The sequence below is a fragment of the Loktanella sp. D2R18 genome (genome assembly GCF_003318235.1).
GTDB lineage: Bacteria > Pseudomonadota > Alphaproteobacteria > Rhodobacterales > Rhodobacteraceae > Yoonia.
This window is the reverse complement of record NZ_QOCG01000024.1, coordinates 1-15,219: the sequence shown is the minus strand read 5'-3', so window position 1 is coordinate 15,219 and position 15,219 is coordinate 1. Positions and strand designations below refer to the sequence as shown.

Below are 15,219 nucleotides of genomic sequence, written 5' to 3'. Positions count from 1 at the left end.
GCGAAGAACTGGGTGGCCTTCCTAAGAAACAGCCATGTCAGCCTCACTTGGCAATTCTTGTAAACCATAGCCAAACGACTTGGCCCGGCGTTTGAGATTACCGAGTACACGATTGCGGTATCGTTCCTCATAATGCGATGCGCCGGGATCTTTGTAGGTCATGCCGTGTCGCAAGGTGTTGTAGAACAGAACAGCGATCTTGCGGGCCGTCGCGGTGACCGCTTTGGCCTTGCCTGCCCGTGCTGCCAATCGTCGATAAAAAGCACCAAGAGCGGTATCGCTACGGCCAATCGTGACAGCAGCCAATCGCAAGAGGGCCGCCGCACGACTTGATGAGCGTCGCGTCCGAGATGACAGCACCTTGCCACCGGAGATCTTGTTGCCCGGTGCAAGGCAGAGCCACGACGTAAAGTGTTTGGCACTTGGCCATGCGCGCAGGTCCGTCCCACATTCGCCAACCAGTTTGAGTGATAATGAAGGCCCCATCCCGTGGATCTCGGTCAGATCGACACCAAGAACACCGAACAGTGCGGCTCGGACATCAAAAGACGGGGTGCTGACTTGTTTGGTCTTTGTACGCGCGCGCGGCAATTGGCTGGGGTCATGCTTCGTATCTGCACCCAATGTCGCCAACGTTGTCTCAAGGTGGCGATCACATTCCAGCATTTTGCCTTTGTAGGAGTCATAGAGTTCCAGCGATTGGGTCAGTGCAAAGATGTGTTCTGGTCGGTCATTGCCGTTCAGGGCGGCTTTGATTGTCTCAACCGACGCGCGGCACCTCACATCGCGGTAGGATGCCAACACATCCAAATCCCGCTGACCTGCGACAAGTGCGCGGATGATCTTCATGCCGGTTACACCAGTGATGTCAGATACCACATGATGCAGCTGTAGGTTCATCTCCATCAGAGCTTTCTGCATGTGCTGGATATGGGCCGCCGCATATTCCACCAGCCTCTCGCGTTGGCGCAGGTACGCCCGCAAGGTAGCAATCTGGGCAGCTGGTCGGAAGCTACCGCGCAACAAACCATAAGAATGCAGCTGCCGCAGCCAGCTTGCATCACTGACATCGGTCTTGCGCCCCGGTACATTCTTGGCGTAGCGGGCGTTGACCAGAATAACCTCAAAGCCGTGCTGCTCAAGTATCTCGTAAGCTGGGATCCAATAGACGCCTGTCGATTCCATCGCGACACTCGTGACGCCATGCGACTTAAACCACGCAACCAAGTCATGCAGATCATGGGTGAAGGTGCCAAACGCACGTATTGGCTCATCCTTTTCATCAGCTTTGGTTGAACCGCTCGTATCTAAATCGTCAGGTCGAGCGACTGGCCGAATCGATGTTGTTGGCGCATGAGGACTATCGCTCCCGTCGTTATCGCTCTTAGTAGTTGATTTGGCTTCCTCTCTGAGTATCTCCTCGATCAAATCTTCAATTATTTCATTGTCAGTCCGGTTGTCTGCGTCCCCACCGTCATCATTTACTCCTGGCGCAGAACCGTCGCCCAGTGGGTCAATGGCATTTTCACGCGCAGCCTCAAGTTTTTCCTCGACATCCGCCGCCAGGGCTGCCGCAGCAGGAGAAACGGTCGTATTGTTTTTTATGTAACCAAGGCTTTCCTCAATTACATCTATCACTTCATTTGTTGCGACTGCTTCGCCAGAAGCCAACGATTCTAAAACTTCGAGAACTTCAATTTGGTCTAGAACTATCTCCTCAGGGGAACTAATTTCAGCGCCTGTTATTGCGTTAGTTACATCAATTACAGTGTCCCCGTTTGTAGCATCCAATATGACTTCAGGAACCAGCATTACCGTTAGAGCGGCAGGCGTATTTACTATACCGAGGGCCGCACCACCGAGCCCATATACCACTGCAGCCTTGCCGGATTCTGAAGCCGGTAGAGAATCTGGACCGGTAGCGTTTGTAACTGATCCAACCACCGCGTCGGCTAAAACATCACTAAAGTCGGAGTTCCTTGCGTAGTTATTAAAGTCATTGAGCCGCTCTAGCGCACCTCGCAATTCCTCAGTCGTCTCCGCAGTAGCAACTGTCGCATTTGTAAGTCCGCCCATTACTTCTTGTCTTTATGAAAAATTGTTAACTTGCGTACCGCAAGCGACATTAGATCGAGAGAAAAGAGACCCAATAGAATGCACCAAAACTTGAGCCCCATGACCATAGGTTCGAGTAGCAACCCAGGATAGCGAAAAAATGAAATTAGCAAGAAAACCGATGCGCAAGCCCAGAGTTTTATAACCTTGAAAAAATCAACTTCGGGTGGCGAAAAAAGTGTTCCCAGGCAAACCAGCGCCATGGCGATCAAGGCAAACAAAAATGGCCAGAAGTCAACAGCCACCACGGCAAGAGAAACGAATGAGAGTGAAAAAGAAATTTCCTTTAACTTATCCATGCAGAGATACCGACAATTTGGTTACAGAAAACAACCAATGATCAACAACCTCACCGTGCAACTCAGCAACGATCGGAGTCAAATAAACTGCGCCCAGTATCGCAATAATCACGGGTAAATAGGACAGTTGGTCCGACGTCACGCCATCAGCTAGCAGCGCCGCTTCACAGTTCAACACCTGTGCATCTAGTGCTTGGGTATAGTCGAGACACATTTCTAGGGGTGTTCTCGTTTGCTGAGCCAAAGCATCGGAACCGTACACTCCAGCGCATACAGTCAAAAACCATACTTTCAAAAAACGCATATAAAAAATCTCTTAGTTCAAATGGATCGTATTAACAGCAAGCTAACCTTTGCACCTACACACGTAAAGGCAGAAGCCGCACAACCCTGACATTTATCGCATCACGCCGTCGCGCGGGTAGAATTTCAAGATCCCCGCCCTCCGCCAGAGCCTGCTTCAGCAGCCGTCACCAGCGATTTGCGAACGCACGCCCCGCGCCGACAAGCAAACCCCACAATCGCCACACCTACACACAAAACCTGCATCCCGCCCCAAAGCCCGACGCCACGCCGACACATGTCCGACAACCCGCCGACAGTCGATTTGGCCATTATTGCACAAATCAGGTTGCGGTCATCCTCCTGTTGGCAACAGAAGGGCGTGGGTTATGCAAATCCGTCATCTTCCTAATCGGGACCAGTGCAAAAGCAGCGTCACCATTCTCAAGTTCGCATCAACCCATGGGCCACGTTTTTTAACGGGGTTCCTGGCAATGCCTGGACCACCAATAAGCGAACGGCCGCTGCCCTTCATATCGCAACGATAGCACAAGCTGTTTCTACCGCGCACAGGCGGGCCCCAATCCAGAACGGTTTTTTAAGATCGTGCGTTCCTCGGTCACACGGGCCAGCTCTCGCTTCAAACGTCTGATCTCAGCAGCCTGCTCCGCAACCTCCGATCTGGCACGTGGTGACTTCGAAAACTGCGCCTTCCAAGTGTACAGCGACTTGGTGCTAACCCCAAGCCGCTCTGCCACTTCGCTGACCGGAACAATCCGATTGGGTTTGTACGATCAATCCTCCGCGAATCCCGATGCCCATATTCATGACGCTATCGCCACTTTCGACAAGGTTGCGCCGCGCGTTAAGATTGAGCTTTCTTTTGATACTTTGACAGCCTTGGAAAACGGCGTCTTTGGCGGCAAGCTCGATCTGGCGGTTGTACCGGTTTTCCTTCCCAATACCGCGCTTAAGATTGAACGGCTCTATGCAGAGACCATGAGGCTTTATTGTGGGAAAGGTCACGAAATGTTTGGTCAGGATACGGCCAACATCGCCCCGCACGAGATACTTTCATCGCACAAGTACGCTGGATACGCCTTTAATTCACCGAACATGCAGGCTGGCAATCGTCTGAATCTGATACGAGCTGCGAACGTCAAAGACGAAGAGGCCTTGGCTTTGCTGGTTCAGTCCGGCCGATACATCGGGTTTCTAGCCGATCATTACGCGGAAAATTCAGGCGGTCAGGAACGGTACTGGCCACTTTTTCCGACCCGGCTGTCATACGATGTGCAATTTGCTGCTATCTATCGCCAACAGCCAGCACCAGACCGAAAAACAAGCACGTTTCTAGACTGCCTGTTACGGGCGCATGACAGCGCCCGTAGTTGAATTAGTTAAACCATTCCGGTTCAGGCCCTTTATCCAATGCGTTCCGAACTGTAGCTGCAGGGCGATGCCGGGAAATCACGGTTTTATTGCCGTTAGGAAAGACGCGGTGATGCGCATGGACGTGGATTGCCCGCGCCAGCACACCTGCCTCGACATCACGGCCGAGCGAGACATAACCCGAGGCGCTCTGGGCCTGTGTGATCCGCACGATATCTTGTTCGATGATCGGGCCTTCATCAAGGTCCGCCGTTACATAGTGCGAGGTCGCACCGATCAGCTTCACCCCGCGTTCACGTTTGTTGCCTACGAGCGCGTAGAAGAACCAGAAAAACTCGCTTTCGCAGCGGATGCAACGACAGACGCTGCATTCTGATTTGTTCAGCAACCCAACGCAAGAAACTATTTAGTCGTTGTGCCTGCTTTTCATGTAGGTTTTTTTGGGGGGGGGCGGTTGGGATGCGCTGCCCCTATTTATCAGAGATAAGCTGACACGCCACGCCAGCCCGATAGAACCGCGGAAACGGCCATGACAATGATTGCCAAATTCCGGTACTGCGCATTATCTAAGCGTTTAAAAGCCTCGGTGCCCAGCCAGGTGCCTGCGGCAAGGGCAGGGAATGATATTGCGCTAAGCCAGAGCGTGTTAGCGTTGACCGCACCCGCAATGATAAGTCCGGGCATCGCAAGAAGCGACGCAAAGAAGAAGAAAAGCATCAGTGAAGCGCGGGTCTGAATTGTATCGATCCCTGTGCCCAGATAATAGGCGACGGCCGGTGGGCCGGGGATCGCTGCAAGCCCGGAAAATGCGCCAGAGGCAATCCCTGCGGCCACAGCCAGCCCGTTTGAGGCGTGCGAAACCGTCGGTTTGTTCCGCATAATCATGGCCAGCCCGGCAAGTATGGCCAAAGCGATCAGAATTCGGGCCCCATCCGGGCTGAGCGCCGTCAGTGCGATGACACCAATCGGCGTGCCGATCAAAGAACCAAGCGTTAGGCGGGTCAAGGACGGTTTGTGGATATTTCCCTTAAGCACAAAGACTTCGCGCAACCCGATTATGACCTGTAACATCACCCCGATCGCCACCGCATCTACGGGCGAAAGCACAAGAGAAATGATAGGTACCGCCGCAAGCGAGAAGCCAAAACCAGCCATCCCCCGTAAGAAGGCTGAAAACAAAACGGCTGAAACTACGAGAAGGGTCGTCGTGGTAAGCATTTTGGCGGGCTCAAATTCAAATGGGGGGCTTCGACAGTCTTATATGCTGCAATGCAGCGCGAAGAACAGGCACCGCAACGCCTGTTCTCAATTTTCATTCACCACCTGAATTAGGTATTTTCAGCAGCAAACGCGCGCATGAAATCCGCCAATGTCGTGGCTTCTTGCACTGTGACGCCGTTATAAAGGCTTGCTCTCAGATAATCCCCGACACCAAAAGGTGTCAGTGTCCGCAAGCCGATCATGCCTTTTTCCCAACTCTGGATAAGAAATTTATCCGTAAGTTTCTCATCGCCGCCCGCGATATTGAACGGGACATTCATGCGACTTCTCAAAACGGTGTCAGTCACAGGCGTGCCATAAAAACCATTGGATCCATCGATCACATCGTACAGCGTCTTGGCCTTGGCGATCGACCGGCGTTCGATCTCGTCTACGCCGCCCTCAGCCTTGATCCAATCCATCACGTGACCAACAACTTCGATATTAAAGGTTGCAGGGGTGTTCCACAGGCCTTCGGCCTCGCTGTTGGTGGTGTAGTTAAAGACACCGGGGCACAGCGGCGATGCCTTGCCCGCGCCAAGAAGATCTTTGCGCACAATTGTTAGGGTCAAACCCGGATGGCCGATGTTCTTGGATGCGCAGGCAAAAAGAACGCCCACGCCGCATTCCAACCAGTCGATAGGCTTCGTCGAGAAATCGGAACTCGCATCAATAACCAACGGAATATGTTTGCGCGATTCTGGTAGCTTTGGAAGCCTGTGCAGTTCGATACCGTTCACGGTTTCGTTCGAGCAGAGGTAAATAAATTTGCTGGTCGGATCGATATTCGCCTCGGTCAGTTCGGGAAAACCAGTATAAGCCCCGGTTTCTGTATCCGCGGCATTAATGGTTTGGGGGTTGCAATATCTTGCTGCCTCGTCCCGTCCCCGCAGCGACCAAGTTCCGTTGACGACATAGGTGGCGACGTCAGATAGATCGTGACAAAGGTTCAGCGGCACAGCGGCAAACTGGCCATGACCACCACCGTGGGTGAACAAGATTTCGTAGTCTTCGGGGATATTCATCGCCGTTCGGACGGATGCCAAAGTGTGATTCAGGATGGACAGAAACTCTGGCGACCGGTGTGACAGCGCCAAAGACGTCAATCCGGGCGTGTTGAAACCTGTGGCAATTACTTGCTCGACGGCCTCGGGCAACGAAGTCGGGCCAGGACTAAAGTTAATGACCTCCTCCGCGCGAACCGTCGTGCTGAGTGAGCCGGCAAGGGCCGGATGGATGTGTGGGCTATGCGAGTTCATTCTCAATCACCTTATATAAAAGGGCATCTGTTCAGTATTTTCAGCGACACGCGACAGGGGCTAAACGTTAGCCCATCCGCTCAGAGCTGTAGCTTCCCGGTGAGGCAGAAAACACGATGGTCTTATTGCCATTCAGGAATACCCGGTGATGGGCATGGGCATGGATCGCGCGGGCAAGAGCCTGGCTCTCGACGTCGCGACCAAGGTTCACGAAATCCTCGGGGTTCTGGGCGTGGGTAATACGAACGACGTCCTGTTCGATGATCGGGCCTTCATCAAGATCGGCAGTCACGTAGTGGGAGGTCGCCCCAATCAGTTTCACGCCGCGCGCAAAGGCTTGCTTATAGGGGTTCGCGCCTTTGAAGGATGGCAAAAAGGAATGGTGGATGTTGATAATCCGGCCCGACATCTTTTGACACATGTCGTCGCTAAGGATCTGCATGTAACGCGCCAAAACAACCAACTCGGCACCGGTCTCTTCGACCACCTGCATGATCGCGGATTCTGCCGAAGGTTTGTTCTGTTTGGTCACGGGAATGCAGTGAAACGGGATATCGTTATTCACGACAACCTTCTGATAATCCATGTGGTTCGAGATAACAGCGACGATTTCAACAGGCAAAGCCCCGATGTGCACGCGATACAGCAGGTCGTTCAGGCAGTGGCCGAACCGGCTTACCATAATAACAACTTTCATTTTCACGCTTTCATCGTGAAACGCGTAGATCATTGCGAATGGCTCTGAAACCTTGGCAAAGGCGTCTTTCAGATCGCTGTCCAGTAGATTTTCAGGCGACGTAAAGCTGACGCGCATGAAAAACTGTTCGTTGTCCACGTCATCAAATTGCGAGCTGTCAGTAATGTTGCAGCCTTTTTCAGCGAGAAAGGTGGCAATTGCGGCAACGATTCCGCGGCTGGCGGCGCAGGTCACTGTAAGGCAGTATTTGGTCATCATTCGGATCCAGATTAGGCCGCGAGATTGGCGGGTTGTTCGCGTCCGACTTGGGTGCAAAACGCCGTCACGGTGTTCAAAAGAAGGCAGGCAATGGTCATTGGTCCGACACCGCCCGGTACAGGTGTGATGGCATTTGCGACGGTTACAGCCGCGTCGAAATCGACATCGCCAACCAATTTGGTTTTCGGCGTTCCATCGGCATTCAAGCCTTTTTCCGGTGCTGGAACGCGATTGATACCAACATCAATGACGCAGGCCCCTGGTTTGATCCAGTCACCCTTAATCAAACCGGGCACCCCGGCGGCGGCAACGACAATATCCGCTTGCCGCACCAGCGCTGCCGTGTCGCGCGTAAATTTATGGGCGATCAGAACGGTACAATCGTCTTTTAACAACAGTTCTGCCATGGGGTGACCCACAATATTGGAACACCCAACAACGGTCGCCACCATGCCGCGTAAATCGCCCAGCTCTTCGCGCAAAAGCGTCAAGCAGCCAAGCGGGGTACAGGGCACAAAGGACGATTGCCCTGTGGCAAGGCGCCCGACGTTTTCAAGGTGAAATCCGTCAACGTCTTTGTCAGGAGAGATCGCGTTAATAATCGCCAGTTTGTCGATATGCGCGGGCAGCGGCAATTGTACCAAAATGCCGTGAACAGATGGATCGGCGTTCAGCTTATGCACAAAGGCAAGCAATTCCGCTTGTGTCACCGTATCGTCAAAGTGATGCGAAAAGCTCTCGATGCCCGCCTCTTGCGTCGCGCGCAATTTGGAACGGACATAGACTTCGCTGGCCGGATCAGCCCCGATCAAAACCACCGCAAGACCTGGTACGCCCAGCCCATCTTGTTGCATCGCTGAAACGGCGGTTTTGATGTCGGTCCGCAATTGCGCCGCGCGCGCGCGGCCATCTATAATTCGCGCTGTCATTTGAGCTGCTCTGTCAGGGAGGGAACCGCGTCGAACAAATCGGTCACAAGGCCATAATCCGCGACCTGAAAAATCGGCGCATCCGCATCGCTGTTGATTGCCACGATGATCTTGGAATCCTTCATACCAGCAAGGTGCTGGATCGCACCCGAAATGCCGCAGGCAATATACAGATCAGGCGCGACGACCTTACCGGTTTGGCCGACTTGCATATCGTTGGGAGCATAGCCACTGTCCACCGCCGCGCGAGACGCGCCGACAGCCGCGTTCAGCGTGTCCGCCAACGCGTTGATGATACCAAAGCTTTCTTCTGAACCAACACCACGACCACCAGAAACGACAACCCCTGCGGATGTCAGCTCAGGGCGATCACTTTCGTTCACACGGTCTTCAACCCACTGAGACAAATCCGATCCCGCGCTTGGATCAATGACGTCGATTGGTGCGGCCGCGGCCGATGGTGCCGCGTCGAACCCAGCGGTGCGTACGGTCATAACCTTGATTGGGTCTATCGATGTTACTGACTGGGTCGCGTTGCCCGCATAGATCGGACGTTCGAACGTATCTGCGCTTTCGATTTTGGTCACATCTGTGATCACCATCACATCAAGCAACGCCGCAACACGCGGGAACACGGCCTTGGCCGCTGTGGTTGCCGGTGCAGCGATGTGTGTATGCTCAGGGGCAAGGGCCACAATCAAATCAGACAGGGTCTCGGGCATTTGATGGCCATAGATCGCGCCATCCACGTGCAGCACCTTCGCAACACCATCCAAAGCCGCCAAAGGTGCAGGATCGGCCCCTTCGCCAGCGGCCAGAAGCGTGACAGGGCCAAGTGGCGCAACCGCGCTTAGCGCCTTGGCGGTGGCATCTAGACCAATTTGAGACCCGGAAATTTCTGCGACAAGAAGAACAGACATCAGACAGCTCCCACTTCTTTAAGTTTCGAGACAAGTGCATCAACAGACGCTAGGATTTCGCCCGCGGCGCGTTGTGGAGGCTCAACGGTTTTGTTGACAATTAGGCGCGGCGCGGCATCGACGCCGTATTCCGCCGCCGAGATGATCTGCAAAGGCTTGCGTTTGGCCTTCATGATGTTGGGCAAAGAGGCGTAACGCGGTTCGTTCAATCGCAAATCGCAGGTGATGATCGCGGGCATCTTGACGTCAACCAGCTGAAGACCGCCATCGACTTCACGTGTGACACGCGCTGTCCCGTCGGTCAGTTCCAGTTTCGAAGCTGATGTCGCTTGTCCCCAGCCCAGCAACGCTGCAAGCATCTGTCCGGTGGCATTCATGTCGTTGTCGATGGCCTGCTTGCCCGCCAAAATCAGGCCCGGCTCTTCGGCGGCGACGACTTTGGCAAGCAGCTTCGCCACTGCCAACGGCTCGATGTCGGTGTGCACGTCATCGGCAGCTTCGACCAGAATGGCACGATCTGCGCCCATCGCAAGTGCAGTGCGCAGAACCTCTTCTGACTTTTTCACGCCGATAGAGACAACCACAACTTCGGTTGCCTTGCCTTGCTCCTTAAGCCGCAACGCTTCTTCAACAGCGATTTCGTCAAAGGGATTCATCGACATTTTCACGTTGTTCAGGTCGACGCTGCTTTCATCGGCCTTGACGCGCACTTTGACGTTATAATCGATGACGCGTTTTACAGGTACCAGGATTTTCATTTTCACAGTTCCTTCAGTGTTTTTCTAAAAGCCAAATCGCAGGTTAGGCACGCATGCGGGCATAGGACGGATCATAGGGCGAGGCTTCGATCACTTCGGCGCCAACCAAATCCCCGAGAAGATCAAGCTGCATTGTGCTGCCGACCTCGGACAGGGCCGTGTCGACGAAAGCGTATGCAAGGTTCATGCCAACACGATATCCCCACTCGCCCGATGTGATGGTGCCGACAACCTTGTCGTCCTGCATCAGTGACGCGCCGCCGTGCGCCGGGGCGTGGGTGGCGTCGATTTTGAGCGTCACCAGCTTTTGGCGTGGGCCTGCTTCGATCCGTTTGACCAGCGCAGCCTTACCGACGAAATCACCCTTTTCAGGCTTGATGAAGCGGTCAAGCGCAGTTTCATAGGGGTCGAATTCAGTCAGCAGGTCGGCCTTCCAGTGCATAAAGCCTTTTTCCATCCGCATAGAGTCAACAGCACGCGCCCCGAAGAGTTTCAAGCCATGGGCTTCGCCTGCTTCGCGTAGTGCAAGATAGACCGCATAAAGCGATGCGTTTGGAACGTGGATTTCATAAGCCAATTCGCCCGAGAAGCTCACGCCCAATACGGTCGCAGGTGAGAAGCCGATGAAACATTCGCGAACTGAAAGCCAAGGGAATGCTTCTTTAGACCAATCTGCGCGGCTTGTTGCAGCCAGAACATCACGTGCTTTTGGCCCCGCCAAAACCAAAATAGTTTGGTCATTGGTCAGGCTTTTGATTTGAACGTCTTCGTCGGCGTTCATGTGCTTAGTCAGCCAATCCATGTCATGGAATTCAGCGGCGGCGGCAGAACCGAACCAAGCCCGCTGCGGTCCGCGATCAGACGCGGCGATATTGGCAACAGTCGCCTCGCCTTTTACCATTCCTTGGTTGTTCAGCATGTAGCCAAGCCCAACGCGACCGTCGCGCTTGGTGACGTTGCCGCAGAACATCCGGTCTAGGAAAGCATGGCGATCCGCGCCGGTGATCTCGAACCGGTTGAACCCGTTGACCTCACACAGGCCGACGTTTTCTTGCACATTTTTCACTTCGGCGGCGACAACGTCGAACGCCTCGTCGAAGTTAAAGCTCAACGACGGGTGGAAATCAGGCGTAGGCTTGATGTAATCGACCCGCTCCCAACCGTTGACAACGGTGAATTCGGCACCTTCGGCGGCCAAAATCGGGGTCAGCGGTGTGGTCTTCGCCGGACGACCCGCAGGGCGGTGTTCGTGCGGGAAGTGAAAGCGGAATTCGTTTTGATAATCTTCAATGGATTTCAACGCGGTCAATTCCACATTGGTGTGGCTAGTGAACCGGCGCGGATCGATGCTCCAAGTGTCATAGCAGGCTTCGCCGTGGACGATCTGCTGGGCCAGCAACCAACCGTGGCCGCCGCCCTCGCCCAAACCAGCGCGCAGGCCGATGATACAGAACGCATTGCGTTTGCCCGGAATCGGGCCAACCAGTGGCGCGCCATCAATTGTGTAGGTGATCGGGCCGTTGACGATAGACCGGATACCAGTTTCGGCCAACGCAGGCATACGTTCAAAAGCACCCTCCATTACGGTCATGACGCGGTCCAGGTCGTCAGGGCACAAAGCGTTAACAAAGTTCGGATCAATGCCGTCCATGCCCCAAGTCTTGCAGTCCTGCTCATAGAAGCCCACCAACAGACCGTTCTTCTCCTGACGGCTGTAGTAGTCACTTATTGGACAGCGCAGCAGTGGCATGCGGCGGTCTGATTCCACGATCTCTGGAATGTCTTCTGTCAGGAAATACTGGTGTTCCATTGAGGCAACAGGGTGGTGAACACCCATCATCGCGCCGACCTCGTTCACGCGGTAGCCGCAGGCGTTGACGACGATGTCACAATCAATATCGCCATGTTCGGTATGAACTGTCCAGGTGTCATCCTTGTGCTGGGTCAGTGCCGTCACAGGTGTGTTACGATAGACTTCGGCTCCGGCCTGACGGGCGTGATAGGCCAGCGCCTGACACAGCTGTGCGGGGTCGATATCACCATCAAGCGGATCCCAAAGGCCGCCCAAAAGGTTAGACGTCGAAATCAGCGGGTGGCGACGGGCACATTCTTCAGCATCCAAAACTTCAAGATGCACATCCATGCCACGCGCCATTGACGCAAAATGGCGATAGCCTTGCATCTGCTCTTCGGTGTTGGCCAGCCGGATACCACCGTCAGCGTGATGATAGTTGATCGGATAGGCTGGGTCCTCAGAGAGTATTTTGTAAAGCTCGATCGAATGCGTCTTAAGCCCGACCATCGTCTGGTTGCCACCAAAGTTCGTGACTTGCGCAGCCGAATGCCAGGTTGTCCCTGACGTAAGCTCATTGCGCTCCACCAGAACCACATCTGTCCAGCCTTCCTGCGTCAAGTGAAATAGTGCTGAACAGCCTGCAATGCCGCCACCTATTACAACAACTTTCGTCCGCGATTTCATTGGATACCCTCTCGTATTGTTGAGTTCCAAATTTGCTATTGGCCGCAACTAAGCAACGCGGGTTTTCACGTTTTCGAAAAAATAGGACTTCTACTTCGGCCCATTAGGATTAAGCGTCTAAATCGGGAAAAACTGCGCATTGTTGCGGCACTGAGCGAACAATCAGCCCAAGGGCAAATGCCGATCAGCAAGATCCGTCAACAGGAACCAATAAATGAGTCGCGGTTTATTGATCGATCAACAAGACCTGATCTCGCAGCCACGGTGTAGTGACCGAGAACGGCGCAATGACGTGACCTTGGATCAATGTGCGCAACTGCCCCTCAACCAGATCCACGACAGACCGCGAACAATCCGGTGTCGTGATCAATGACAATGTGCGAGAAAAACTCTTTCCCGGAAACTTGTACATCCGTAATTTCGGCTGGAACTGTCGTGCGCGCGCGAACAACAAAGGGGTGGTGATTGTCCAGCCAGCACCAGACGCAACCATTGCCATCAGGGTTTGGTGGTTTCCGCATTCAAACCGATTTGGCAACGTGACACCAAGGCGGCTTAACTGAGATTTGATCTGTTGCGCGATAATCAACTCGCTCGAAAATTGCAGGAACGGAAACGTTCCCGTGCCTGCAAGAACCTCTGACACTGAAAATTCGGCATGTGCCGGAAGAACAACAACAAACGGATCCCTGAACAAAGGCCGGTCTTGCAAATCTCCCAGATGCTCGGATGGGCGGATCGATATGCCTATATCCAATTGTCGGTTGTGCAGCATCTCGGTGATGTTGCCACTAGTTCCAGTATGATACAGAAAATCACATCCGGGCATCCTCCGAGACAGGAAAACCGCGAGCTCGGGGGCGATATCACTGTCAAGATCCTCAATGCTGCCGACCCGCAGATAGCTTGCTTCGGTAATGTTTCCGGAGGATGCCTCCGCCTTTGCTTTACGAATGGACAGCAAAGCGTCGTCAATGTTGCGTAAGAAAACATGCCCTTTAGGAGTAAGCACCATGGGGCGGCGGGTATGGTCAAACAGGTCTATGCCCAAATGTCCCTCAAGACTGCGAAGGTGATGCGAGACCGTGCTGATCGACAAGCCTGTTTCCCTTGCGGTGGCTTGCAACGAACCTTTGCGGGCACAGGTTTGGAAAAGCTCCAGCCACTTCAGGCTCAAGTCCTTGGATGTTGGCGGTCGTGACATGTGGTTAGTCCCTGAATTTGGAAACCTTATACTCGCACATGTAGCTGAAATTAATATTTATAACAGGCTGCAGCTATCGATAAACTTGGACGGCCATTTCAAAGCTCGATGAACGACTGCAAGGCCCCAACGGGCATTTGATAATTTAAGGAAATTTTGTCTAGTTGATCACAGTCTACCGGGGGCTTTAAACAAGTTTCACGACCGCACAGTGCCAGAGCTTGATCCTTGAGCGCGCCAGCCTCACCGAACCTGGAATAAATGACCGCTTTTCGTCGTGCTGCCGAATGGAAAGCCATGCCGTTGCAGTCGCATTTGCGCTGCGAGCGCATTAAGCATGAAAACCCAATTCACAGATTGGGCTCTTAAGAGACGTTCGCCGCATTTTGTATCAACGTTCGCTGTGCCGTAAAGCTGCCATTGGCGGTGCGATGCATCAAGGACTGGAGTGCGGGACAAAGTTGCCACTCGTAGAGGATTTGTGGACGTCAGCTTTCATATGTTGACGCCCCATGACTGTCTGACGTCAGCGCTAATGGGTCCAAATAGCCGTATTTGATAAGAGAGTGTTCTTGGCTCATCGTAACCACTGAGGAGTGGAAGATGAGACAGACAACTGGAACACACAAAAGCCCTGGCGAGAAGCTCGTCAAAGATATCAAACGAGCTACCCGCAAGCATTATTCGTCGGAAGAGAAGATCAGGATCGTCTTGGACGGTCTGCGAGGTGAAGACAGTATTGCCGAACTGTGCCGTCGTGAGGGCATCTCGCAGGGCATCTATTACAAATGGTCGAAGGACTTCATGGAATCTGGGAAGCGCCGACTGGCTGGCGACACGGCCCGTGCGGCCACGACTGACGAGGTGAAAGATCTGCGCCGTGAAGCCCGCGATCTGAAGGAAGTTGTGGCGGAACAGACACTGGAGCTGCGCCTTCTCAAAAAAAGCATGACAGGCGATGGGGGCGACCAAGAATGAGGTACCCCGCATCTGAGAAGCTGGAGATCATCAGGCTGGTCGAGGGGTCGCATTTGTCGGCCCGCTTGACACTGGCCAAGCTGGGCATTCCTCGCACCACATTCTATCGCTGGTACGATCGGTATCTGCCGCGTGGTGAGGCTGGGTTACAGGATCAATCGCCCAAGCCCAAACACGTCTGGAACCGCATTCCTGACGAGGTACGGAGCAAAGTCGTCAAACTGGCGTTGAAGGAGACAGAACTGTCGCCACGGGAATTGGCAGTGACGTTCACTGACAAGGAAAGTTATTTTGTATCAGAGGCTTCCGTCTATCGTGTGCTCAAAGCGCATGATCTTATCACCAGCCCGGCCTACATCGTGATGAAGGCCGCCAGCGAGTTCAAAGAC

Annotated in this window: 12 protein-coding genes and 3 pseudogenes; 2 read left to right on the top strand and 13 right to left on the bottom strand. The window is 53.7% G+C overall.

Features of this window, described 5'->3' with window-relative positions:
- Positions 1-21: 21 nt before the first annotated feature.
- From DS901_RS19005 to DS901_RS19000, 4 genes and pseudogenes are all read right to left on the bottom strand, one after another.
- Entirely contained in the window at positions 22-2,076 is a 2,055-nt protein-coding gene (locus tag DS901_RS19005) for an IS110 family transposase (RefSeq protein WP_258546724.1), read from the bottom strand.
- Positions 2,076-2,414, bottom strand: coding sequence for a hypothetical protein (locus DS901_RS12590; RefSeq protein ID WP_113777301.1), 339 nt, complete (start codon positions 2,412-2,414; stop codon positions 2,076-2,078). The genes DS901_RS19005 and DS901_RS12590 overlap by 1 nt, the downstream gene beginning before the upstream one ends.
- Positions 2,407-2,718: a hypothetical protein gene (locus DS901_RS12585; RefSeq protein ID WP_147249923.1), complete on the bottom strand. Its 312-nt coding sequence runs from the start codon at positions 2,716-2,718 to the stop codon at positions 2,407-2,409. Before DS901_RS12585 ends, DS901_RS12590 begins: the two co-directional genes overlap by 8 nt.
- A gap of 574 nt (positions 2,719-3,292) precedes the next feature.
- Positions 3,293-3,466 (bottom strand): annotated as a pseudogene (locus DS901_RS19000) (transposase); the annotation flags it as partial.
- On the opposite strand from DS901_RS19000, the gene DS901_RS12575 reads away from it, so the two are divergent.
- Entirely contained in the window at positions 3,414-4,091 is a 678-nt protein-coding gene (locus DS901_RS12575) for a substrate-binding domain-containing protein (protein ID WP_309472531.1), read from the top strand. The pseudogene DS901_RS19000 and the gene DS901_RS12575 sit on opposite strands and share 53 nt — an antisense overlap.
- Positions 4,092-4,120: 29 nt before the next feature.
- On the opposite strand, the pseudogene DS901_RS12570 reads toward DS901_RS12575, so the two are convergent.
- The 9 genes and pseudogenes from DS901_RS12570 to DS901_RS12530 all read right to left on the bottom strand — a co-directional run.
- Positions 4,121-4,383: pseudogene (locus tag DS901_RS12570) on the bottom strand (formyltransferase family protein); the annotation flags it as partial.
- Positions 4,384-4,565: 182 nt separating this feature from the next.
- Entirely contained in the window at positions 4,566-5,306 is a 741-nt protein-coding gene (locus DS901_RS12565; RefSeq protein ID WP_113777297.1) for a sulfite exporter TauE/SafE family protein, read from the bottom strand.
- A gap of 110 nt (positions 5,307-5,416) precedes the next feature.
- Positions 5,417-6,607, bottom strand: a complete 1,191-nt coding sequence (serC, locus tag DS901_RS12560) for a 3-phosphoserine/phosphohydroxythreonine transaminase (protein ID WP_113777296.1) — start codon at positions 6,605-6,607, stop codon at positions 5,417-5,419.
- A gap of 67 nt (positions 6,608-6,674) precedes the next feature.
- The gene (gene purU / locus DS901_RS12555; protein ID WP_113777302.1) at positions 6,675-7,559 is read right to left on the bottom strand and encodes a formyltetrahydrofolate deformylase; all 885 of its coding nucleotides are present in this window, start codon (positions 7,557-7,559) and stop codon (positions 6,675-6,677) included.
- Positions 7,560-7,573: 14 nt separating this feature from the next.
- On the bottom strand, positions 7,574-8,491 hold the full coding sequence (folD, locus tag DS901_RS12550) for a bifunctional methylenetetrahydrofolate dehydrogenase/methenyltetrahydrofolate cyclohydrolase FolD (RefSeq protein ID WP_113777295.1): 918 nt from the start codon (positions 8,489-8,491) through the stop codon (positions 7,574-7,576).
- The gene (locus tag DS901_RS12545; protein ID WP_113777294.1) at positions 8,488-9,411 is read right to left on the bottom strand and encodes an electron transfer flavoprotein subunit alpha/FixB family protein; all 924 of its coding nucleotides are present in this window, start codon (positions 9,409-9,411) and stop codon (positions 8,488-8,490) included. Before DS901_RS12545 ends, folD begins: the two co-directional genes overlap by 4 nt.
- Positions 9,411-10,169, bottom strand: a complete 759-nt coding sequence (locus DS901_RS12540) for an electron transfer flavoprotein subunit beta/FixA family protein (protein WP_113777293.1) — start codon at positions 10,167-10,169, stop codon at positions 9,411-9,413. Before DS901_RS12540 ends, DS901_RS12545 begins: the two co-directional genes overlap by 1 nt.
- 43 nt (positions 10,170-10,212) lie before the next feature.
- Entirely contained in the window at positions 10,213-12,648 is a 2,436-nt protein-coding gene (locus tag DS901_RS12535) for a GcvT family protein (protein WP_113777292.1), read from the bottom strand.
- Positions 12,649-12,874: 226 nt separating this feature from the next.
- On the bottom strand, positions 12,875-13,852 hold the full coding sequence (locus tag DS901_RS12530) for a LysR family transcriptional regulator (RefSeq protein WP_113777291.1): 978 nt from the start codon (positions 13,850-13,852) through the stop codon (positions 12,875-12,877).
- Between the two features lie 603 nt (positions 13,853-14,455).
- Here DS901_RS12530 and DS901_RS12520 point away from each other — a divergent pair.
- Positions 14,456-15,219, top strand: a pseudogene (locus tag DS901_RS12520) (transposase); the annotation flags it as partial.